This is a genomic window from Caulobacter vibrioides OR37 (assembly GCF_000372645.1).
GTDB lineage: Bacteria > Pseudomonadota > Alphaproteobacteria > Caulobacterales > Caulobacteraceae > Caulobacter > Caulobacter vibrioides_E.
In genome coordinates this window covers 104,222-124,429 of sequence record NZ_APMP01000010.1, presented here as the reverse complement: position 1 = coordinate 124,429, position 20,208 = coordinate 104,222, and the positions used below count along the sequence as shown (strand labels likewise).

Annotated in this window: 21 protein-coding genes and 1 tRNA gene; 13 read left to right on the top strand and 9 right to left on the bottom strand. The window is 66.9% G+C overall.

Annotation, left to right across the window (positions count from 1 at the left end):
• The first annotated feature begins 157 nt into the window (after positions 1 to 157).
• The gene (locus tag OR37_RS10420) at positions 158 to 1,147 is read left to right on the top strand and encodes a LacI family DNA-binding transcriptional regulator (protein WP_004619328.1); all 990 of its coding nucleotides are present in this window, start codon (positions 158 to 160) and stop codon (positions 1,145 to 1,147) included.
• Between the two features lie 10 nt (positions 1,148 to 1,157).
• On the opposite strand, the gene OR37_RS10415 is transcribed toward OR37_RS10420, so the two are convergent.
• The 3 genes from OR37_RS10415 to gloB all read right to left on the bottom strand — a co-directional run bounded on the left by OR37_RS10415 (position 1,158) and on the right by gloB (position 2,960).
• Positions 1,158 to 1,598 (bottom strand): hypothetical protein, encoded by a 441-nt coding sequence (locus tag OR37_RS10415; protein WP_004619326.1) that lies wholly within the window; start codon positions 1,596 to 1,598, stop codon positions 1,158 to 1,160.
• A gap of 148 nt (positions 1,599 to 1,746) precedes the next feature.
• Complete coding sequence (locus OR37_RS10410; protein WP_004619324.1) at positions 1,747 to 2,214, bottom strand: cupin domain-containing protein; 468 nt, start codon at positions 2,212 to 2,214, stop codon at positions 1,747 to 1,749.
• Positions 2,211 to 2,960 (bottom strand): hydroxyacylglutathione hydrolase, encoded by a 750-nt coding sequence (gloB, locus tag OR37_RS10405; RefSeq protein ID WP_004619322.1) that lies wholly within the window; start codon positions 2,958 to 2,960, stop codon positions 2,211 to 2,213. Before gloB ends, OR37_RS10410 begins: the two co-directional genes overlap by 4 nt.
• A 64-nt stretch (positions 2,961 to 3,024) precedes the next feature.
• On the opposite strand from gloB, the gene OR37_RS10400 reads away from it, so the two are divergent.
• From OR37_RS10400 to OR37_RS10390, 3 genes are all read left to right on the top strand, one after another.
• Positions 3,025 to 3,831, top strand: coding sequence for a class I SAM-dependent methyltransferase (locus tag OR37_RS10400; protein ID WP_004619320.1), 807 nt, complete (start codon positions 3,025 to 3,027; stop codon positions 3,829 to 3,831).
• A gap of 73 nt (positions 3,832 to 3,904) precedes the next feature.
• Entirely contained in the window at positions 3,905 to 4,249 is a 345-nt protein-coding gene (locus OR37_RS10395; protein WP_004619318.1) for a P-II family nitrogen regulator, read from the top strand.
• A 96-nt stretch (positions 4,250 to 4,345) separates the two neighbouring features.
• Positions 4,346 to 5,857, top strand: coding sequence for a phospholipase D-like domain-containing protein (locus tag OR37_RS10390; RefSeq protein WP_004619316.1), 1,512 nt, complete (start codon positions 4,346 to 4,348; stop codon positions 5,855 to 5,857).
• Here the strand turns inward: OR37_RS10390 and OR37_RS10385 are convergent.
• From OR37_RS10385 to metX, 3 genes are read right to left on the bottom strand one after another with little or no spacing between them, the layout of a single operon-like run.
• Positions 5,814 to 6,593, bottom strand: coding sequence for an endonuclease/exonuclease/phosphatase family protein (locus OR37_RS10385; protein WP_004619314.1), 780 nt, complete (start codon positions 6,591 to 6,593; stop codon positions 5,814 to 5,816). The two genes, OR37_RS10390 and OR37_RS10385, sit on opposite strands and share 44 nt — an antisense overlap.
• Positions 6,590 to 7,258 carry a methionine biosynthesis protein MetW gene (gene metW / locus OR37_RS10380; RefSeq protein WP_004619312.1) on the bottom strand — a complete coding sequence of 223 codons (669 nt, stop codon included), beginning with the start codon at positions 7,256 to 7,258 and terminating at the stop codon, positions 6,590 to 6,592. Before metW ends, OR37_RS10385 begins: the two co-directional genes overlap by 4 nt.
• Positions 7,255 to 8,409: a homoserine O-acetyltransferase MetX gene (metX, locus tag OR37_RS10375; RefSeq protein ID WP_004619311.1), complete on the bottom strand. Its 1,155-nt coding sequence runs from the start codon at positions 8,407 to 8,409 to the stop codon at positions 7,255 to 7,257. The genes metW and metX overlap by 4 nt, the downstream gene beginning before the upstream one ends.
• Before the next feature lie 78 nt (positions 8,410 to 8,487).
• Here metX and OR37_RS10370 point away from each other — a divergent pair, with 78 nt between their 5' ends.
• The 7 genes from OR37_RS10370 (at position 8,488) to OR37_RS22325 (ending at position 12,990) form a co-directional block, all read left to right on the top strand.
• Positions 8,488 to 9,000: a SixA phosphatase family protein gene (locus OR37_RS10370; protein WP_004619309.1), complete on the top strand. Its 513-nt coding sequence runs from the start codon at positions 8,488 to 8,490 to the stop codon at positions 8,998 to 9,000.
• Positions 8,997 to 9,341, top strand: a complete 345-nt coding sequence (locus OR37_RS10365; protein WP_004619307.1) for a DUF952 domain-containing protein — start codon at positions 8,997 to 8,999, stop codon at positions 9,339 to 9,341. The genes OR37_RS10370 and OR37_RS10365 overlap by 4 nt, the downstream gene beginning before the upstream one ends.
• Positions 9,338 to 10,396 carry a quinone-dependent dihydroorotate dehydrogenase gene (locus tag OR37_RS10360; protein ID WP_004619305.1) on the top strand — a complete coding sequence of 353 codons (1,059 nt, stop codon included), beginning with the start codon at positions 9,338 to 9,340 and terminating at the stop codon, positions 10,394 to 10,396. Before OR37_RS10365 ends, OR37_RS10360 begins: the two co-directional genes overlap by 4 nt.
• The gene (locus OR37_RS10355) at positions 10,393 to 11,130 is read left to right on the top strand and encodes a TVP38/TMEM64 family protein (protein ID WP_004619303.1); all 738 of its coding nucleotides are present in this window, start codon (positions 10,393 to 10,395) and stop codon (positions 11,128 to 11,130) included. Before OR37_RS10360 ends, OR37_RS10355 begins: the two co-directional genes overlap by 4 nt.
• 9 nt (positions 11,131 to 11,139) lie before the next feature.
• The gene (locus OR37_RS10350) at positions 11,140 to 12,630 is read left to right on the top strand and encodes a sensor histidine kinase (RefSeq protein ID WP_004619300.1); all 1,491 of its coding nucleotides are present in this window, start codon (positions 11,140 to 11,142) and stop codon (positions 12,628 to 12,630) included.
• Between the two features lie 13 nt (positions 12,631 to 12,643).
• Positions 12,644 to 12,778 (top strand): hypothetical protein, encoded by a 135-nt coding sequence (locus OR37_RS22330; RefSeq protein ID WP_004619298.1) that lies wholly within the window; start codon positions 12,644 to 12,646, stop codon positions 12,776 to 12,778.
• An 89-nt stretch (positions 12,779 to 12,867) separates the two neighbouring features.
• A complete protein-coding gene (locus OR37_RS22325) occupies positions 12,868 to 12,990 on the top strand; it encodes a hypothetical protein (protein WP_268743950.1) in 123 nt (40 codons plus the stop codon).
• A 6-nt stretch (positions 12,991 to 12,996) separates the two neighbouring features.
• On the opposite strand, the gene ggt is transcribed toward OR37_RS22325, so the two are convergent.
• Complete coding sequence (ggt, locus tag OR37_RS10345) at positions 12,997 to 14,748, bottom strand: gamma-glutamyltransferase (protein ID WP_004619296.1); 1,752 nt, start codon at positions 14,746 to 14,748, stop codon at positions 12,997 to 12,999.
• Between the two features lie 252 nt (positions 14,749 to 15,000).
• Between ggt and OR37_RS10340 the strand changes: the two genes are divergently transcribed.
• A tRNA-Arg gene (locus tag OR37_RS10340) sits at positions 15,001 to 15,077 on the top strand.
• Between the two features lie 1,119 nt (positions 15,078 to 16,196).
• On the opposite strand, the gene OR37_RS10335 is transcribed toward OR37_RS10340, so the two are convergent.
• The gene (locus tag OR37_RS10335; RefSeq protein WP_004619294.1) at positions 16,197 to 17,003 is read right to left on the bottom strand and encodes a hypothetical protein; all 807 of its coding nucleotides are present in this window, start codon (positions 17,001 to 17,003) and stop codon (positions 16,197 to 16,199) included.
• A 183-nt stretch (positions 17,004 to 17,186) separates the two neighbouring features.
• On the opposite strand from OR37_RS10335, the gene OR37_RS10330 reads away from it, so the two are divergent.
• A complete protein-coding gene (locus OR37_RS10330; RefSeq protein WP_004619292.1) occupies positions 17,187 to 17,411 on the top strand; it encodes a hypothetical protein in 225 nt (74 codons plus the stop codon).
• 1,341 nt (positions 17,412 to 18,752) lie between these two features.
• Here OR37_RS10330 and rhaT read toward each other — a convergent pair.
• Positions 18,753 to 19,823, bottom strand: a complete 1,071-nt coding sequence (gene rhaT / locus OR37_RS10320) for an L-rhamnose/proton symporter RhaT (RefSeq protein WP_004619291.1) — start codon at positions 19,821 to 19,823, stop codon at positions 18,753 to 18,755.
• Positions 19,824 to 20,208: the final 385 nt, after the last annotated feature.

The window sequence follows — 20,208 nt, the reverse complement described above, 5'->3', positions numbered from 1 at the left end:
TCGCCATTTACCCGGCCCGAATAGCAGTGTTAGCCGACGGCGCCGTTGCGCCGCCCAGTGCGACGCCGGCGCGCCCTTTCGCGCGCCTCCAAGGTTCTATTGTCAGATCATGGATCAATCCGACCCGGCCAAGGTTCCTGAACGCGGACGGCTGAAGATGGCCGACATCGCGCGCATGGCGGGCGTCTCGATCTCGACGGTGTCGCGCGCCCTGGCGGGCAATCCCCTGATCCCCAAGACGCTCCGTGATCAGATCGTCGAGATCGCGCGGACCCATGGCTATGTGGTCAACCAGTCGGCCCGCAGCCTTCGCCTGCGCAAAACCGACATCATCGGGGTCGTCATTCCCCTGCCGCACCAGACCGGCCGGCTCATATCCGACCCGTTCCTCTTGGAAATGGTCGGTCGGCTCGTCGACGAGATAGCCCGGCGCGGCTACGCCGTCCTGGTTCACAAGGTGATCGCGACCGAGCCGGGCTGGCTGGAGCGGATCATCCAGTCGCAGCGCGCGGACGGCCTGATCCTGATCGGCCAGAGCGTCGAGCACGCGGCGCTGAACGCCGTCGCCGACACCTACAGGCCGATGGTCGTTTGGGGCGCCCAGCTGCCCGGCCAGCGCTACTGCGCGGTGGGCGGCGATCATCTGGAGGGCGGACGGCTGGCCGTGGCCCATCTGGCGGGCTTGGGGCGCGAGCGCATCGCCTTTTTCGGCGCGACCGAAGCGCCGGAGGCCGCGCAGCGGTTCGAAGGCTACCGTCGGGGACTGGCGGAGGCCGGTCTGACGTTCGACCCGGCCCTGGTCGCGCCGGTCTCCCACAGCCTGCAAGAGGCGCGGGACGATGTGGCCAGGTTCATCGCCTCGGGCCCTTCGTTCGACGCGGTCTTCGCCTTCTCGGATGTTATCGCCCTGGCCGCGCTGGAGGCTCTTCGCGAGGCGGGACGAAGCGCGCCCGGCGATGTGGCCGTCGTCGGCTTCGACGACATCATGCTGGCGCGTTACGGGGCGCCGCCGCTGACCACCCTCCGCCAGGACCTGGAGCATGGCGCCCAGACCATGGTCGATCTTCTGTTCCGCCGCATGGCGGGCGAAGACGCGCCGTCGGTGATGGCCCCGGTCGAGCTGATCGTCCGCGGATCGAGCGTCTAGACCGTTTATCCTAAGCCGCTTCGATCCCGATCGACTTCAGTTCCTTCAGGAAGCGCGTCAGGCTCTGGTGCGAGCGCTTGAGACCTTGCACCATTTCAGGCCGGGACAGCGCCGACTGCGGCACGATGAAGCCCTCGCGGCCCACGCGCTGGGCCATGCCCTTTTCCAGCATCTCGACGAACCGGCGCCGCACGGTCTCGTAGGGCAGGCCCAGCGAGTCCGCGACTTGGCGCACGGTCAGGGGGCGACGTTCGTGGTCGGGTGGGACGTCATCGACATCCGAATAGACGCCGCCCCGGATATGCGAGCAGTTGCCGGCCCAAAGCGTGGTGAAAACCAAGGCGTACAGCAGGTCGGACCCGTGGACTTCGTTAGCGATCTCGACCCAGCGCAGGATGTAATCCGTCGCGTAGCGGGTGGCCGCGCGCGCATTGGCGTACTCATCGGACATGGATAACTCGGTTCCCCTGGTCACGCGGGATAGCGGCCGGAAAAGGATTGCACGGCTCACATAACGACGCCATGCGACCGAATTGCCCACTATGGGTACCCATGTCGGGCGCCCGCGACACTCCGCCGCACCCCTCGCGCGCTCCGGATCAGGCCTTGGAGGGACGCCAGTCGGGCGGGGCCAGCTCGAAGCCCTCGAACCGGAACCCGGGGGCGACCGTGCAGCCGACCAGGGTCCAGGCGCCCAGGCTGACGGCGGTCTGCCACCAGCCGTTGGGGACCACGACCTGCGGCCGGCAACCGGCGCGCAGGTCCGGACCCAGCACGTGGGCGGTCGCGCCCTTGCCGTCGGGCGGCGACAGGGTCAGCGAGATCGGGGCGCCGGCGTACCAGTGCCAGGTCTCGACCGCGTCGACGCGGTGCCAAGCCGACATCTGCTCGGCTTCCAGCAGGTAATAGATACACGTCGAGTAAGCGCGGCCGTCCGGGCCTGCCGCGTCCTCGAAGGTCCGCGCGTACCAGCCGCCCTCGGGGTGAGGCCGCATGTCCAGCAGCCGGATGATTTCCTTGGCGCCCAGGTCGCCCGAAAGTCCCTTGTCGGTCACGCGCGCATTCATCCCTTGAAGCTGTCCTTGGCGGCCCGGATCTCGCCGAAGGCCTGGGCCGGCGTCCGCGCGTCCGGCCGCAGCAGCGGGGCGCGCAGGAACGGGTTGGTCGCCTTTTCGGCGGCGATCGAGGTCGGCACGGTCGCCTCGCCGCGTTCGCGCGCGGCGAAGATCGCCTCGGCGCGGGTCTTCAGCGCCGGTGAGTCGTCGACCGACAGGGCGAAGCGCGCATTCGAGGCGGTGTATTCGTGAGCGCAATAGACGGTGGTCTCGTCGGGCAGGTCGGTCAGGCGGCTCAGCGAGTCCCACATCTGCTCCGGCGTTCCCTCGAACAGCCGGCCGCAGCCCAGCGCGAACAGGGTGTCGCCGACGAAGGCGATGGCGTCGGCCGCGTCGTGATAGGCGATATGGCCCAGGGTGTGGCCGCCGACGTCCAGGACGTCGAAGCGGGTCTCGCCCAGCATGACCACTTCACCGCCGACCACGACGCGATCCAGCGGCGCGATGCGGGTCACCTCCGCGGGACCGACGATCGTGGCGCCCGTCGCCGCCTTGACCGCTTCGTTGCCGCCGGCGTGGTCGGGGTGCCAGTGGGTGTTGAGGATCAGGTCCAGAATCCAGCCCAGCTTGTTCAGCGTCGCCAGGATCGCGGCGGCGTCGGGCGTGTCGATGCAGGCCGTCCGGCCGGTCGCCGCGTCGCGGACCAGGAAGCCGTAGTTGTCGGACAGGCAGGGAAACTGGTGAACGGTCACGGGCATGGGGTGCTCTGGTGCGGGGGAACGGGCGCGCCTACAAGGATGGGGCCTATAGACGGGAGACTCAATGCGTCGCGACGTGCTCGACCTGCGGGCCTTCTATGCCGCGCCTCTGGGACGCGCCGCGCGGACCATGCTGACGCGCAAGGTCGTCGAGGCCTGGGGCGATGTCCGCGACCTGGACGTGCTGGGCCTGGGCTATGCGACGCCGTTTCTGGACGCCGCGCGCCTCAACGCCCGGCGCGTGGTGGCCGCCATGCCCGCCCAGCAGGGCGTCGAGGTCTGGCCGCTGGGCGAGCGCAACCAGGCTTGCCTCGTCGAGGAAGCGGCGCTGCCGCTGCCCAACGCCATGTTCGACCGCGTGTTGGCGGTTCACGCCCTGGAGGAAGCCGACGATCCGGCGGCCCTGTTGGCCGAGATCGGCCGGGTGATGGCGCCGACCGGCCGGCTGATCGTCGCCGTGGCGTCCCGCGACGGCGCGTGGGCGGGGGCGGAGACCACGCCGTTCGGCCACGGCCGTCCCTATAGTCGAAGCCAGCTGGAACGCCTGATCCGCGACGCCGAGCTGGAGCCGGCGGGTTGGACCCGGGCGCTCTATGTCCCGCCGTTCGGCGCCATGGCCGGCTGGTCGGAAGGGTTCGAACAGGTCGGCGCGCGCCTGTGGCCGCGCTTCGCCGGCCTGATCCTGATGGAGGCGATCAAGCAGACCTTCGCGGTCAAGCCGCGCGGCCACCGCGCCCGCGCCCGGGTCTTCGCGCCCGGCGTCCTCCTACCCAGCCCCGCGGGACCGACGCCGGCGCGGCGGGGCGGCGAACGTCCGATTCCGGCTCATCCGGCGCCCGTTCCACAGGCGCCGGGCCGCAAGGACGTCTGATCTTACTTGGAGCGAAGCGATTGGACGCCTAGCTTGGAATCACCACAACCGTTCGCTCCCCGGGAACACCGCCATGAAGATGATCGTCGCCGTGATTAAGCCGAGCCGCCTCGACGCGGTGCTCGAAGCGGTCACCGACGCGGGGGCGTCGGGCCTGACGGTCACCGAGGTGCGCGGCTACGGCCGCCAGAAGGGCAAGACCGAGGTCTATCGCGGCGCCGAGTACGAGGTGAAGCTCCTGCCGAAGGTCAAGCTGGAGATCGCCGTTCCCACCGACGTGCTGGAACCGGTCATCGAGGCCCTGCAGCGCACCGCCAACACCGGCAAGATCGGCGACGGCAAGGTCTTCGTATTGGATCTGGAGCAGGCGCTGCGCATCCGCACCGGCGAACGCGACGCCGCCGCGATCGCGGGCTGATCGGCTGGCCCTACGGAGAGTTCACGAGACGGAGCGATCGAGCGGAGCCATAAGACGGACGCGCGCGTTGTCGAATCTCACGACTTCAGGGGCGACATGGGTCCGAACGCTTCCGTCTTCCAACCGGGCTACAACTGCTGGCGGGTCGAGACCGCCGACAGGGTCGCGCTGTTCATCGACAACGACGAGGCGTTCGATGCGCTGAAGCCGCTGCTGCTGGCGGCGCGCAAGTCGATCTGGATCCTGGCCTGGGTGTTCGACCCCCTGACCCGCCTGGATCCCGACCGCGTGCGCAAGAGCCGCGATCCCGTCCACGCCGACCGCATCGGTCTGATTCTGCGACGGCAGGCGGCGCTGAACCCGGCCTTGGACGTGCGGGTGCTGACCTGGGACATGCCGTTCCCGATCGCGGCCTCGCAGCTGTTCGGACCGCATCGCGGCGCGGCGTTCTTCGCGGGGTCGCGGGTCAAGTACCGCCTGGACGCCACCCTGCCGGCCAGCGCCTGTCATCATCAGAAAGCGGTGATCATCGACGGCGTCACGGCCTTCGTCAGCGGCGGCGACATCGGCGTCGACCGTTGGGACGACACCCGGCACCTGGACAACAATCCGCTGCGACGCTTGCCGACCGGCCGTCACTATCCCGCCCGACACGAGGTCTCGATGCTGGTCGACGGCCGGGCGGGCGAGGCGATGGCCGACCTCTTCATCGACCGCTGGAAAGCGTCGGGCGGAGAGCCGGTCGAGCGGCCGGCCCGGCCCGACGAGACGCCCTGGCCTGACGACCTGACGCCGGATCTTCGCCGTCTGCCGATCGCGGTGGCCCGCACCTCGGCCGCCTGGCGCGAGCGGCCCGAGATCACCGAGTGCATGTTGCTGCACCTCGCGGCGATCAAGCGCGCCCGGCGACTGATCTATCTGGAGAACCAATACCTGACCTCGCCGGTCATCGTCGAAGTGCTGGCCGAACGCCTGGCCGAGCCCGACGGTCCGGAGGTGGTCACGGTCGGCCCGGCCCGCAGTCCCAGCTATTTCGACCAGATGACCATGGACAGCGCCCGGACCTCGGCGATCAACCGGCTGCGCGCGATCGACGTCCACAAGCGCTTCTCGGCGTTCTCGGCCCACACCCCGAACGGCGGTCCGATCATCGTCCACTCCAAGGTGGCGATCATGGACGACTGGATGCTGCGGATCGGCAGCGCCAATCTGAACAACCGCTCGATCGGCTTGGACAGCGAGTGCGACTTGGCCTTCGAGGCGCGCACCGACCTCGAGCGCGAGACGGTGCGGGGCTTCCTGGGGCGGCTGGTCGGCCATTTCATCGACCGCTCGGCCGCCGACATTCTGGAGGCGATGGACCGGGAAGGCGGCCTGGCGGCGGCGATCAACGCGCTGGACGTCAAGGGCGGCCCGCCTCGCCGGCTGCAACCCGTGCCGGAGCGGCGCCTGAGCGGCGTCGAGAAATTCATCGCCGACTGGAACCTGGGCGACGCCATCTCGCCAGACGACGCCTGGCGGCCCTGGGGGCGGCGCGCTCGGCTGCGGCGCGACATCGCCAGGCTCACCGCGCCGCCGCCGGAGCCTCCGGAGCGCCTTCGGCCGTGATCGCCAGCTCGACCACCAGCGGCAGGTGGTCGGAGGCGACCCGCGCGCGGGCGTCATAGGGCGAGCTGACCGCCAGGGTCTCCAGACCCTTGGTCAGAAAGACGTGGTCGATGCGCATGAACGGAAAGCTGGACGGGAAGGTCGCCGTCGCGGGACGCGGCCAGGCCGGGCTGGGGGCCTGGGCGTCGCGCAGGGCCGTGCGCAACATCCGATAGGTCGCGGAATAGGGGGTGGCGTTGAAGTCGCCCAGCACCACGCCCGGCGCGATCCACCCGTCGTCGCCCATCCAATCGGGACCCAGCAGCGCGGCCGCCTGGCGTTTCTGCTCCTGCGGCACGAGTCCGAGGTGGGTGTTGATGATCTGGACCTTGGTCCCGCCGACCTCGACCTCGACCCACAGGGCGCCGCGCGGCTCCAGTCCCGGCACGCGCTTGTAGAGCGGCAGGCCCTTGGCCTTGACCCGTCGTTCGGGCAGGGCGGTCAGGATGGCGTCGCCGTAGAGTTCCTCCTCGACCGCCATGGCCGGGTGGAAGTGGAAGCTCATCTTCAGGAGTTCCGCCAGACGGTGAGCCTGGTCGACGCCCTTGGTCCGGGCGCGGCGCACGTCCAGTTCCTGCAGGGCCACGACGTCCGGCTTTTCGGCCGCGATGACCTCGGCCACACGCTCTACATCGAGCTTGCGGTCCGCGCCCACGCAGCGGTGGACGTTGTAGGTCATCAGACGAAGCGTCTTCATCCGCCGAAGAGATCGCCCGAAGCGGCCGGAAGTTCCCGGCTGGGCGGCGTTCCATTGCGGCTGAGCATGAAGAGGCAGGTCTCGGACCGCCAGTTCTCGATCGCGCTGGCCGGGTTCATGGGTCGCGCGGGACCGCGCCCGGCGAAGGCGGCGCTGGCGTCGACCCGCAGGTTCAAGTCCTCCGTCAGGGCCATGAAGTCCGCGAGGGTGCACAGGTGGATGTTCGGCGTCGACCACCAGGGCAGAGGCAGGGCCTTGGTCTCGGGCATCCGGCCCCGGCTCAGCAGCGACCAGCGCACCCGCCAATGGCCGAAGTTCGGGAACGAGACGATGGCCCGATCGGCGATGCGCAGCAGCTCGTCCAGCACGTGGCGCGGCCGGCGCGTCGCCTGCAGGGTCTGGGACAGCACCGCGTAGTCGAAAGAGCGATCGGGGAAGTGGTCCAGGTCCAGGTCGGCGTCGCCCTGCACCACCGACAGGCCGCGCGCCATGCAGGCGGCCACGCCCTCGGCGCTCAGCTCCAGGCCCCGGGCGTCGACCTGCTTTTCGTGGGCCAGCAGATCCAGCAGCGCGCCCTCGCCGCAACCGACGTCCAGCACGCGCGAGCCCGGCCGCACCAGGCGCAGGATCTCGCGGAAGTCCTCGCGGATGACGGCGTTCGTCAAATCAGCCCCCGCTCGCGCTCGGCCGAGCCCAGGAAGCCCGCCAGGGCCGCGTCCATGACCGGCTCGTCCAGCAGGAAGGCGTCATGGCCCTTGTCGCTCTCGATCTCGGCGAAGGCCGCGCGGGCGCCGGCCGCGGTGAGCGCGCGCACCAGATGGCGGTTCTCGGCGGTCGGATAGAGCCAGTCGCTCGAAAAGCTCAGTACGCAGAACCGCACGTGGCGGGCGCGCGTGAAGGCTTTGGCCAGAACGCCCCCATGGCTGGCGGCGATGTCGAAATAATCCATGGCGCGCGTGATGTAGAGATAGCTGTTGGCGTCGAACCGGTCGACGAAGCTGGATCCCTGGTGACGCAGATAGCTCTCGACCTGGAAGTCGGCGTCGAAGCCCCAGGACAAGCCGTCGCGCTGCAGCTCGCGGCCGAACTTCCGCTGCAGGGCGGGTTCGGACAGATAGGTGATATGGGCGGCCATCCGCGCCACGGCCAGGCCCTTCTCGGGGCGCACCCCGTGCTCGGCATAGGCGCCGCCGCGCCAGTCCGGATCGGCCATGATCGCCTGGCGGCCCACCTCGTGGAAGGCGATGTTCTGGGCCGAGTGGCGCGAGGCCGAGGCCAGGATCACCGCGCTGGCCATCCGCTCGGGATAGTCCACCGCCCACTGCTGCACCTGCATCCCGCCCATCGAGCCGCCGACGACGGCGAACAGGGTGTCGACGCCCAGGGCCGTCACCAGCATCGCCTGGGCGCGGACCATGTCGGCGATGGTGATCACCGGGAACGACAGGCCGTAGGGCCGCCCCGTGGCCGGGTTGATCGAGGCGGGGCCGGTCGAGCCCATGCAGCCGCCGATCACGTTCGAGCAGATGATGAAGTGCCGCGCGGGGTCCAGGGGCTTGCCGGGGCCGACCAGGCGCGGCCACCAGCCGGGCTTTCCGGTCACCGGGTGCGGCGAGGCCACGTACTGGTCCATCGTCAGGGCGTGACAGATCAGCACCGCGTTGGACTTGTCGGCGTTCAGCCGGCCATAGGTCTGGTAGGCGATTTCCAAACCTTCGATCACGCCCCCCGAATCGAGCCGCAGGGGTTCGTTCGCGGGAAACCGCCAGGTTCCCCCGTCGGACAGGACGGGCGTGACCAGATCGAGCGCAGCCATGCCGCCTTGGAGCGCTTGGCGAAGAAGGTGTCAACCGCCGGCTTCCTGATAGAGCGGCGTCCGGCTATGGAGGACGCCATGGAGCGACTGATCCTGATGCGCCACGGCAAGGCCGAGCGGCACGCCCAGAGCGGCGGAGATTTCGAGCGCGCCCTGGCCGAGACCGGCCAGGCCGACGCCCTGGTCATGGGCGGGGTGCTGGCCGAGGCCGGCTTCACGCCCGACCTGATGCTGGTCTCCTCGGCGCGGCGCACCCGCGAGACGGCCGAGCGCGTCGTCACCCACTTCCCGTCCCTGGTTCGGGTCGAGCACCTGCGCGACCTCTATCACGCCGATCCCGAGGACATCGTCCGGGCGGTCGAGGACCACGCCGAGACGGCCGGCACGGTGATGGTGGTCGGCCACAATCCCGGAATGCATGAACTGGCGCTGCGCCTGGCCGCCCAGGCCGGCGCGCCGCCGATCCACACCAGCAAGCTGCGCGGCCGCTTCCCGACCTCGACCGCCGTGGTGTTCGGCTGGACGGGCGGCAAGCCGGTCCTCGAGCGGCTTTTCTACGCGCACGAGAATGGCGGAGCCGGCGGCGAATGACCCTGATCTACAAGATCCTCTCCCGCGCGGAATGGGAGGCGGCCAAGGCGGCCGGCCGGTTCGAGGGCTCGGCCGTCGATCACCAGGACGGCTTCATCCACCTCTCGGCGGCCGACCAGGCGCAGGAGACCGCGGCCCGATATTTCAAGGACCAGGCCGATCTCGTCCTGCTGGGGATCGAGGCGGAGGGCCTGGGCGAGGCGCTGAAGTGGGAGGCCTCGCGCGGCGGGGCGCTGTTCCCGCATCTCTACCGGCCTTTGCTGATCTCCGAGGTGCTGAGCGAGGCCGCGCTGTCGCTCGACGCCGACGGCGTCCCGCGGCTGGGCGACCATCTCGCATGAGCGCGCACGACCTCGCCGCCCGCGCCCTGCATGTGCTCGATCCCGAGGAGGCGCACGGCTGGGCCATCCGGGGGCTGAAATGGGGTCTGGGGCCGCGCGACAGCGGTCCGGACGATCCGATCCTGGCCGTGAAGCTGGCGGGCCTCGACCTTCCCAACTGCGTGGGCCTGGCCGCCGGCTTCGACAAGAACGCCGAGGTTCCCGACGCCATGCTGGCCGCCGGCTTCGGCTTCGTGGAGGCGGGCACGGTCACGCCGCTGGCCCAGGCCGGCAATCCGCGTCCGCGCCTGTTCCGCCTGACCGAGGACCAGGCGGTGATCAACCGCATGGGCTTCAACAACGGCGGCCTCGAGCCGTTCGCGCGGCGCCTGTCGGTCCGCCAGGGTCGGGGCGGCGTGGTCGGCGCCAATATCGGGGCCAACAAGGACGCCGACGACCGCATCCAGGACTATGTCGCCGGCCTGACCCGCCTCTGGGGCCTGTCGGACTATTTCACCGCCAATATCTCCTCGCCCAATACGCCCGGCCTGCGCGCTCTTCAGACCAAGGCGGCGCTGGAGGAGCTTCTGGGTCGCCTGGCGGAGGCGCGGGCGACGCTGAAAGCCTCGTCCGGGCGCGACTATCCGATCTTCCTGAAGGTCGCCCCCGATCTCGAGGACGGCGAGGTCGAGGCGATCGTCGAGACCGTCGTCGGCGCGGGCCTGGACGCCATCATCGTCAGCAACACCACCATCGCCCGGCCGGACTCCCTGAGGTCCGCCCTGGCCAGCGAAGGCGGCGGCCTGTCCGGCGCGCCGCTCTTGGCGCCTTCGACGATGGTGCTCGAGCGCTTCCACGCCGCCGCCGCCGGACGGGTGGCGCTGATCGGCGCGGGCGGGATCGCCGACGGCGCGGGCGCCTACGCCAAGATCCGCGCCGGGGCGCGGGCGGTGCAGCTCTATTCGGCCCTGGTCTATGGCGGTCCGGGCCTGGTCAAGCGCATCAAGCGCGATCTGGCCGCCCGTCTTCGAGCCGATGGCTTCGCCGCCGTCGAGGACGCGGTCGGGGCGCCATGACGTCCGCGCGCGCCCTGACGCTGCTTCGCCGTTTCGGGCCGCTGGCGGTCATCGTCGTTCTGTTCGTGATCGCCTTCGCCATCGGTCTGCCCGAGCACCTGTCCCTGGAGGAGCTGCGGGCGCGGGGCGCCCAGCTGCAGGCCTATGCTCGCGAGCACCCGGTGCTGTGCGCGGAAATCTATCTGGCCGTCTATGTCGGCTCGGTGGCGATCTCCCTGCCGGGCGCCCTGGTGCTGTCCCTGACCGGCGGCTTCCTGTTCGGCCCGCTGGGCGGCGGCCTGGCGGCGGTCGCCGGCGCCTCGGGGGGCTCGACCGTCACCTTCCTGGTGTTTCGCACCGCCTTTGGCGACATGCTGCGCAAGGCGCCCGACGCCTTCATCGCGCGCGTGGCCGAGGGGCTGCGCAAGGACGCGTTCCACTACCTTCTGACCCTGCGCCTGATCCCGGCCTTTCCCCTGCTGATCGTCAATATCGCGGCCGCGATCGCCAGCGTTCCGGCCCGCACCTTTCTGCTGGCCTCGGTGCTGGGCATGATCCCCAGCTCGTTCGTCTATGCCGGCATCGGCGCGGGGCTGGGCCACATCTTCGCCCAGGGCGGCCCGGTGACGTTGGGAACCCTCTTGTCGCCGCGGATCTATCTTCCGATCATCGGCATGGGCGTTCTAGCCTTTCTGCCGCCTTTGTGGCGCCATTGGCGCAAAGGGCGCGGACCGACGCCCTTGGACGAGAAGTAGCCGCGACTGATGGCCGATCCGGTTTCGCCGTCGGAGAATGAGATCGCCCTGACGCGGAAGCGGTTTCCGTGGCCGGGCGGCCTGTCGGCGCGCCTTCTGCTGTTCACCGCCATCGTCGTCACCTTCGGCGGTCTGCTGGTCCTGCCGCCGACCCTGGCGGCCTACGAGGAAAGCTGGCTGCTGGACCGCGTGCGCTCGGGCGAACTGGCCTCGACCATCGCCGAATCCGATCCCAACCTGCGGGTCAGCGACGCGGTCGCCAACCAGATGTTCGATCAGGCCGGGGCCGTCACCGTGGCTGTCCAGGCCGAGGGCGCACGGCGTCTGGTCCTGCCGCCCAAGCAGCCGTTCAAGACCCCCTATCTGGTCGATCTGCGCCGCCAGAACCCCGGCTCGTGGCTGGCCGCTCCGTTCTTCACCCTGACCAGCCCGCCCGGCAGCATGGTCCGCGTGATGGCCGAGCCGCGCTTCCGCAAGGCCGAGTTCGTCGAGGTCGTGTTGCCCGACGCGCCGCTGAAGGCGCAACTGATCAGCTATTTCTGGAAGCTGACCGGCGTGACGGTGTTCGTCGCCAGCCTGGCGGGGCTGTTCGTCTACGCGTTCCTGAACATCTTCCTGGTGCGGCCGATGCAGCGGATCACCCGGGCCATGGAAGCCTTCCGGGGCGACCCCGACGACCCCGCCGCCCGCATCGCCGTCTCCAAGCGCCGCGACGAGATCGGCCGGGCCGAGGCCGAGCTCGACCGGATGCAGGCCGACCTGCTGGCCGCCCTGTCGTCCAAGGCGCGGCTGGCGGCCCTGGGCGAGGCGGTGGCGAAGATCAATCACGACCTGCGCAACATGCTGACCAGCGCCCAGATGGCGTCGGACCGCCTGGCGGCCCTGGGCGATCCCAAGGTCGCCCAGGCCCTGCCGCGTCTCGAGCGGGCCCTCGACCGCGCCATCACCCTGGCCTCGGACGTCATGGCCTATGGCAAGTCCAAGGAGCCCGAGCCGGTGACCCGCGTCATCCCGCTGCGTCCCGCCCTGGACATGGCCGCCGAGGACGCCGGCCTGACCGCCCAGGGGGTGGTGCTGCAGACGGTGATCGGCCCGCGCGAACAGATCCTGGCCGATCCGGACCAACTGCACCGCATTCTGACGAACTTGCTGCGCAACGCCCGCGAGGCGATCGAGGGCGCGCCGGATCGCGGCGGCAAGGGCAAGGTGTTCGTCGAGCTGCGCCGCGTCGAGGGCCTGAGCGTCCTGCGCCTCTCCGATGACGGTCCGGGCGTGCCCGAGCGGGCGCGGACCAACCTGTTCCAGCCCTTCGTCGGCTCGGCGCGACGCGGCGGGACGGGCCTTGGCCTGGCCATCGCCCGCGAGCTGGCCCAGGGCCACGGCGGGGATTTGACGCTCGTGGAAACCGGTCCGGGCGGCTCGGTGTTCGACCTGACTCTGGCCGGCGTCCCCGAGCCCTCGCCGGAGAGCGATGATCGCGCCGACGCATCGGCGCATTAGGAGGATGTCCCGCATGGCGACCACCTGGACCATCGCGGTGATGATCGGCGCCTCGCCCGACGGCGCGCCGGTGCATCAGGTGACCGTCGAGAGCGTGAGGCTGAAAGTGGGAACCGGTTTCAGCTTATCTCACGCTCTAAACGTTTGATTTAGAGCCTTTTTGACGCCTGAAATCGATTCCGATTTCAGGCGTCAAAAAGGCTCTAGGCGCCGGACGCGCCAACCGCCCTGCGGCGCGTGGCGGCTTTGATCGCGGTCGAGGACGCCGCGGCGTCCGACCTGCTGCTGGACGGCCAGGAGGAGGTGTTCTCCCGCGCCGAGGTCGAGACGGGCCTGGAAGAGCACCAGGCCCGCGTCTGACCGGCTTTAAAGGCCCTTGGCGACGCCCTCGCGGCGCGGATCGGCGCCGCCTTCCAGAACGCCGCCCTTGCGCACGATGACGCCTTGCAGGCCCGAGCCCTCGATCTGGCCGGTCTTCACCCCCACGCCGCGCGCGTTCAGCGCCGACAGCATCGCCGGGCCGAACAGGTCCGCGTCGCCCGAATAGGCGTCGCCGCGCGCCACCAGGTTCGGCAACGACACCGCCTGCTGCATGTTCAGGCCCCAGTCGAACACGCCGACCACGGCCTTCAGATTGTAGGAGAGGATGGCGTTGCCGCCGGGCGAGCCCAGGGCGGCGACGAACTTGCCCGTCTTCTTGTCCAACATGATGACCGGGGACATCGACGAGCGCGGCCGCTTGCCGCCCGCCACGGCGTTGGCCGCCGGCGCGCCGTCCTTCTCGGTCGGCGAGAACGAGAAGTCGGTCATCTGGTTGTTCAGGAAGAAGCCGTTCACCATCCGGCCGTTGCCAAAGATGCTCTCGACCGTGGTGGTCATGGAGACCACATTGCCCTTCGTGTCCACGACGACGAAGTGGGTGGTGCCGCCGGGCTCCTTGGTGGCGTCGACGCCGACCTTGGGCGCGCCGGCCGGGTGGCCGAATGGCGGCGGATCGCCGGCCGTCGTCGTGATCAGCTTGGCCCGTTCGGCGACGTATTTCGGATCCAGCAGGCCTTGCACCGGCACGGTGACGAACGACGGATCGCCCACATAGCGGTCGCGGTCGGCGTACATGACCCGCTCGGCCTGGGCCAGCAGGGTCCACGCCACCGGATCGGTCGGGCCGCGCTTGGCGATGTCGGTGTGTTCCAGCATGGCCAGGGCCTGCAGGAGGGCGACGCCGCTCGACTGCGGATTGGGCACGCAGACGGCATAGACCTTCCAGGGCCGGCACAGGGCGTCGGCCGAGCGCGGCTTGTAGGCCTTGAGGTCCGCCAGGGTCATGCCGCCGGGCAGGTCGCCCTGATGCACCCGATCGACGATCGCCTGGGCGATCGGACCTTCGTAGAGCGCCGAGGGACCCTCGGCGGCCAGGCGCCGCACCGTCTCGGCATAGGCCGGGTTCTTCAGCACGTCGCCGGCCTGGTAGCGCTGGCCGTCCGGCTTGGTGAAGTATTTCACCGCGTCGGGCGCGCTGGCCTGCGGCGCGCGAGCGCTGTTGATCATGCCGGCCAGGCGCGGACTGACCACGAAGCCGTCGGCGGCCAGCGTCTCGGCGTCCTTGAACAGGCTCTTCCAGGCGAGCTTGCCGTGTTCCTTCTGGGCCTGGGCCAGCATCGCCACCGCGCCGGGCACGCCGGTCGAGCGGCCGGACATCAGGCCGGTGATGAAGGGCAGGGGCTTGCCGTCAGGGCCCAGGAACATGTCCGGGCCCGCGGCGGCCGGCGCGGTCTCGCGGCCGTCATAGGCCGTCACCTTGCCGGTCTTGGCGTCGTAGAAGACCATGAACGCGCCGCCGCCCAGGCCCGAGCTTTGCGGCTCCACCAGGCCCAGCACGGCCTGGATCGCCACGGCCGCGTCGACCGCGCTTCCGCCCTCGCGCAGCACCCGCAGGCCCGCTTGCACGGCCAGCGGATTGGCGGCGGCCACCATGCCCTTGGCGATCGGCGAGTGGGCCGCCGGCCTGGGCTTGGGCATGGCCAGCGGAATCGATTCCGCCTGGGCCGCGACCGGCGCGACCGCCAACTGGACGCAGGCGGCCAGGGCGAGCAGGGAGGGCGACAAGATACGACGCATTCGGATCCTCTTGACCAGCGCGAGGGACGGCCTGCCCGCCGACCCGGAAGGGGTTCATGGACACCAAACCCGCGGCCCTGTCACGCCCAGATCCTCTTTGAGCGCCGCCAATCGCCCCGATGATCCCCGGCGCGGCAAGGTCCCGCCGTCCGCCGAACGCCGATGCGCGAAACTTTTCGAATTTTCCGGAAAACCGGGCTTGCGTCCCCGGAATGAACCGGCTATCTCCCCCGCCTCGCCGCAAGGCAGTGCGCGCCCGTAGCTCAGCTGGATAGAGCATCAGACTACGAATCTGAGGGTCGGACGTTCGAATCGTTCCGGGCGCGCCATTTTCTTCAATCACTTAGGACCAACGCGGCATGTGATTGAGGGCGGGATTTACAGCTTTTTACAGTCCCATTTACAGCGCGCGTTCGCGTGGCGTTCGGGGCGGATTGTGTCCGTCGGCGCAAGTGTGGTCGATCGTGTCGCTCGATCGCTTTCCTCATGAAGGCAGCGGCCAATCATATTCGCGACCTAAGTGTCCAGCAGTCCCTAACAGGGCATGCGTGTAGCCGCTCGGGCCCGCTTGGCTCGTTCGATGGTGCGCCGTTGGTCCGTGGGGCCGCTTGCCAGAAGCCGCGCTGCGATGCCCGAAGCCGAGAACAAAGCGGGAATAAAGAGTCCAATTTCGGATTAAAGTGACTGCTGTATTCTGACAACACCTACTATAACTGCTCCGGTTCAAAGTTAATTCTGTCTACATTTTGTAGTTAAAGCAAATTAAGTCAATTTAGATGCCATCGGAGTCACGAAACCCCTATAACGTGACTCTGGTATTGCTGGCGTTGTCTCGCCAGAGCAATCAGTATCTCCCCACAAAGCGCGATCGATCGTGATCATGATTGACGCATCCATTGATCTAGGTCGTGGAGAAATCATTTGTGAATGGAGGTAGGTCTGAAAAAATACTCTGAAATATCAACCCAGCGCAGTGATAAAGTCTCGGAAGAGGCCGTTCCATTCTGGCCGATACTTCTAGATCGTGGGCAACTGGCTGCGTATGTGGGAGTGTCCACTGGAACGCTCAGCCGGATTTGCCCAGTGCCGCCTGTATCGTTGATCGCTCATGACCCTCGGCGCGAACACCAAGCCCGTCTGGCCGGTCAGCCACCCAGCTCTCCGCCAACTTCATCGCAGACCTTGGTCCAACGATCCTCACTCCGCAGCGGACCAGCCTGGACGCCCCGCTTCAGCTTGGACTGTTGACGAAGCCCCCATCCCCCGAGGGATACGGCTATGAGGAACTCCGACACGCTCGCCTCCTCGGCGAGAGTGTCTGCAGCCTCGACGTCACAAGCGGACGCATGGGAAAACACGGCATAGGCAGCGGGCACCTCGAACTTAGTCCGGAAACACCTTGACCATAGCGCTTCGACGTCAGAAGCGGAGCGATCTAGCAAAAATGCCTAGCTTTTCGGTGCGCTAGCAGGTGCCAATGATGATTCATTGAGGGTCCCTAGCAACGCATCGCCAACTAGCTTCAACATAATACGGGCCTCTTGCTGGGCACCCCATTCATGCAGAGCCTCTACATCCTCAGGCGTCTTTGGTGCGATGCGGCCCGCCGCCTCGCTAGCTTTCGCGAGCTTCGGTAGCGTGTCGATGAAAAACTTCATGAGGACCTCTCTAGCCGCATCCTTATCGCCGTCCCACTTGCCACCAGAAAAGTCGATGATACGCGAGGTCATTGACGGGCGCTCGTGCGCGTGGACTAAGCGGTGCCGCTCGCGAAGACGACGGTCGAGCGCTTTCTTGAATTTCTTCTCGAATGACTTCCTGCAATCAGTGACGTCTAGGCCGCAGTCGCGACCAACGACATACAGGAACTCCAACAGCGCCACCGTCCGATCAAGAACAATATAGAGCTCTCCAACTCGGAGGCTGTGACTATGGAATTGCCAAGCGCCAATTACCTCTTTGGGCGCACCCACTAAGTATTTCCGGTATCTGGCTGTGACTGGGTAGACCAAAATTCGGTCAAGAACCGTCATGGCCTCGTCCCAAATCACGAATCCATATCCATCCATGAGCTCGAATTTCGACAGCCACGACGGCGGCACACGACGGGCCACAAGCTTTTTACTATCTGCGGAGGCCTCCATACCTGGATTAGCTTTCCCAGCGGCCGTAATGATGTCGCAAATTTTACCCGCGAGAGCTTGAGCAATGCTGGCCTCAAGCGGCGGGAGAGCTTCGTCGTTGGTCTCGGACATTCAAATTACCAAGCGCGGGGCGGGGACAAGAACCGCTGAGCGCCACGCTCTGCCTTCAGCGATTGTCGCTCTGTGGGAGCCGCAATCATCGTCCCGCCACCAAGATTTATGCAACAGCCAACACGCATCGCCCCGCTAGCGCTCAAGACGGGCAGACAGTATCCAGACCAACCTGGAGGCGACATGGCGTATCAAGCGGGCGAATTCATCCAACTTCGTGGCCGGCGATGGCTTATTGAGGAGGTTCGCGACAATTCGACCGTCGGCCCCATCCTCAAGCTGTCTTGCCTGGAGGACGACGCACAGGGCGAACAGCTGGAGATCGCTGTCAAATCCGAGATCACGCCGGAACTGATCAGCGACTCCTGGCGGCGACTTGGCCTCAATGATTTTGCCGCCGTGAGATAGGCCGATAGTGATAGGCAATACGCATTCCATTTTTGAAGGGATATAATGGCGATCATTTCGCGCCATGTGCATTCTGAACGAAGATCGATATTCGTCAAGAAATCCGAATTGTTTTGAACTTTATTCAGCGAATTGGCATTTCGAATGCCGTCGAATACACAGCGGGGTTGAGGGCTGGATTGGTGTATTGTGGTAAAAGGCATCCATATTGGCCGCAAAATGTTGTGAATTGCCTCTGGCCCTCATAGTGTCCCTATGTGGACAATTAAATTTGAAATCCTGGCATAATTGTCCATATATGGACCATGATCAGAACTGCTTCCGAAATTCAGGCTGAGCTTGGCGCTCGCATTAAGGCTCGGCGGGTCGCGATGCGCCTCACTCAGCAGGAAGCCGCCACCAGGGCCGGGGTTGCCTACCGCACCTGGCGAAGGTTGGAAGGGCAGGGGGGCGCGTCGATAGAGGATATGGTCAAGGCGGCCATGATGCTTCGTTGTGAGGAGGGAGTGGAGCAACTGTTCCCCCCGCCGGCCGCATCCAGTCTCGACCAATTGCTGATGGAGCAAGCCAAGCCATCTCTGCCGCAGCGTGTTCGTAAGGGGAGTGGACAATGAGATTGGCTAGGGGGGCGCCCCTCCTAGTCGGCCTCCAGTTTGCCGAGGAAGCTGAAAGCTTGCCGACAGCCAGGCTGGCCATGGCAGGCGGTCTCGCCCAGCTCGAATGGACCCCTCAGAAGCCCCACGCGCAGCCACTTCGAGAAGCTGGCTAGCCGTCATGGCATCCCAAAAGCGCTGGTAGCTGAGATCGTTGACCAAGTGCGGGGTGCGATTGCGGACTGGCCAAGATTTGCCGGTAGTGTCGGCGTCCTTAAAGCGTCGACCCAGGAAATCGCCGATCGGTGTTCGGAGATCGAGAGGGCGTTCAGGGTCTAGGCGGGCGCCGGTTTACCGCCGGGCCGCCAAAGTGCTATCTTCCACGAGCTGTCTTCAGGTTTTCACCTCAACCGAACAGCCAGCTGCACCCAGCCGGCAGCGCGCGAAATCGATTTTCGGCTGTAAATTCTAACAGCCTGAAATGGTTAATGGTTTCCGCAGACTACGAATCTGAGGGTCGGACGTTCGAATCGTTCCGGGCGCGCCATTTTCTCCTAATGATTTCAAATGGTTCGCGGGCGCTCGGTTGAGCTTGCCGCGTCTCTGGCGGCTGTAACCAGCTTGGCCTTTCTGCGTGCAGTCGGCGGGGACATGGTTTCGCCATTTAATCAACGTCATAGCGATATGATTGTAGTCTGAGGCTCATTTCCCGAAAGGTATGCTTGGTAGAGCCGACGCGATGCACGGCCTAGGCGGCGCCGATCTTGTTGCCGTAGCCGATGACGATGGTGGCGACGATGAGGAGGGCGACGCCGCTCCAGACCGTGGCCTTCACGGCTGGGCGAGCGTCCTTCCATTCGCGTAGGGCGAAGCCCCAAACGGTGCCGAAGATGATGATGCTGGCCATGTGCAGGGTCCAGCTGGAAAAGCCGAACTTGCCCATCTGGCTTTCGCCCATGGTGTAGAAGAAGAATTGGAAGTACCAGGCGACGCCAGCGAGGGCGCAGAGCAGATAGTTGACCAGGAGCGGCGGCTTCGGCGCGTCGGCCTCCACGCTCTTGCCCAGCCATTGGCCGGCGCTCTTGTTGCGCGCGATCAGGTAGCCGCACCATAGCCCATTGGTCAGAAGGCCGCCAAACATCACCAAGCATAACACGGGCAGACCGGTCCACAGGGGGCCGGTGCCGGCGGCGGCGGAGATCGCCTTGATCGGCTCGCCCGCGGCCAGGCCGAAGGCGAAGCAGGCGGACATGATCCCCGAGAAAATGGCCACGGCGACCCCCTTCTTGAAATCGAACTCGGCGATGACGGCCTTCTTGGCGTCTTCGGAGAGCGCGGCGTCCTTGCGCGCCCCCGCCAGCGCCACAACGACTATGCCCGCCAGGGTGATGGCCAGGCCCAACAGAATGATCCTGCCCGAGGCGTTGTTCAGCAGCTTCTCGGCGAAGTCGCCCTGGACGATCGGCGGGATCAGGGTGCCGAACACCGTGCAGAGGCCGAGCACCACCGCCATGCCCAGCGACAGGCCCAGATAACGCATGGTCAGGCCGTAGGTCAGGCCGCCGAAACCCCAGAGGACGCCAAAAAGGATGCAAAGGCCGGCGATGGTTCCTGGGGTCTGGCTCATCACGCCGAGCAGGTCTCGGGTCTGGACGGCGGCGAAGAACCATGGGGCCAGCAGCCACGAGAAGATCCCCCCCGTCAGCCAGAAGACCTCCCAAGACCAGCGGCGCACGCCGCGATAGGGCACGTAAAAGCTCGCCGAGGCTAGCCCGCCCAACCAGTGGAACAGCACGCCAAGCAGCGGATTGGGCGTCATGGTCTCTTCCCTTGTTTGTCTTTGTTGCGCCGGTTCGGCGAGGCGGAAAAACGATGGTCGGCGGTGCGGGGCGGCGCTTTGTCGGCAAGACTCCACGCGATTTGGCCCGCGCCTACCTCCCCCAACACAATCTGTGACACGCCATCGGTCAGGCGGCGCGATCAATCAGGGTCCGTCGGCCATTCGTCTTGGGTTCCACAATATGAGAAGTTGTGCTATAAAATGAAACCAGCGTCAAGGGGAGCGCAGCCGGTTACGGATGACGAAACGCGGCGCCCAAGGCCCCCAGCGGCAGCCAGACCCTCTTCCGGGGTCTGGATTCGCTGGACGTCGATGCGCGAATAAGCCTCGCGGGGTCGCCTTCGACTTGGAAAAACACCGCGCG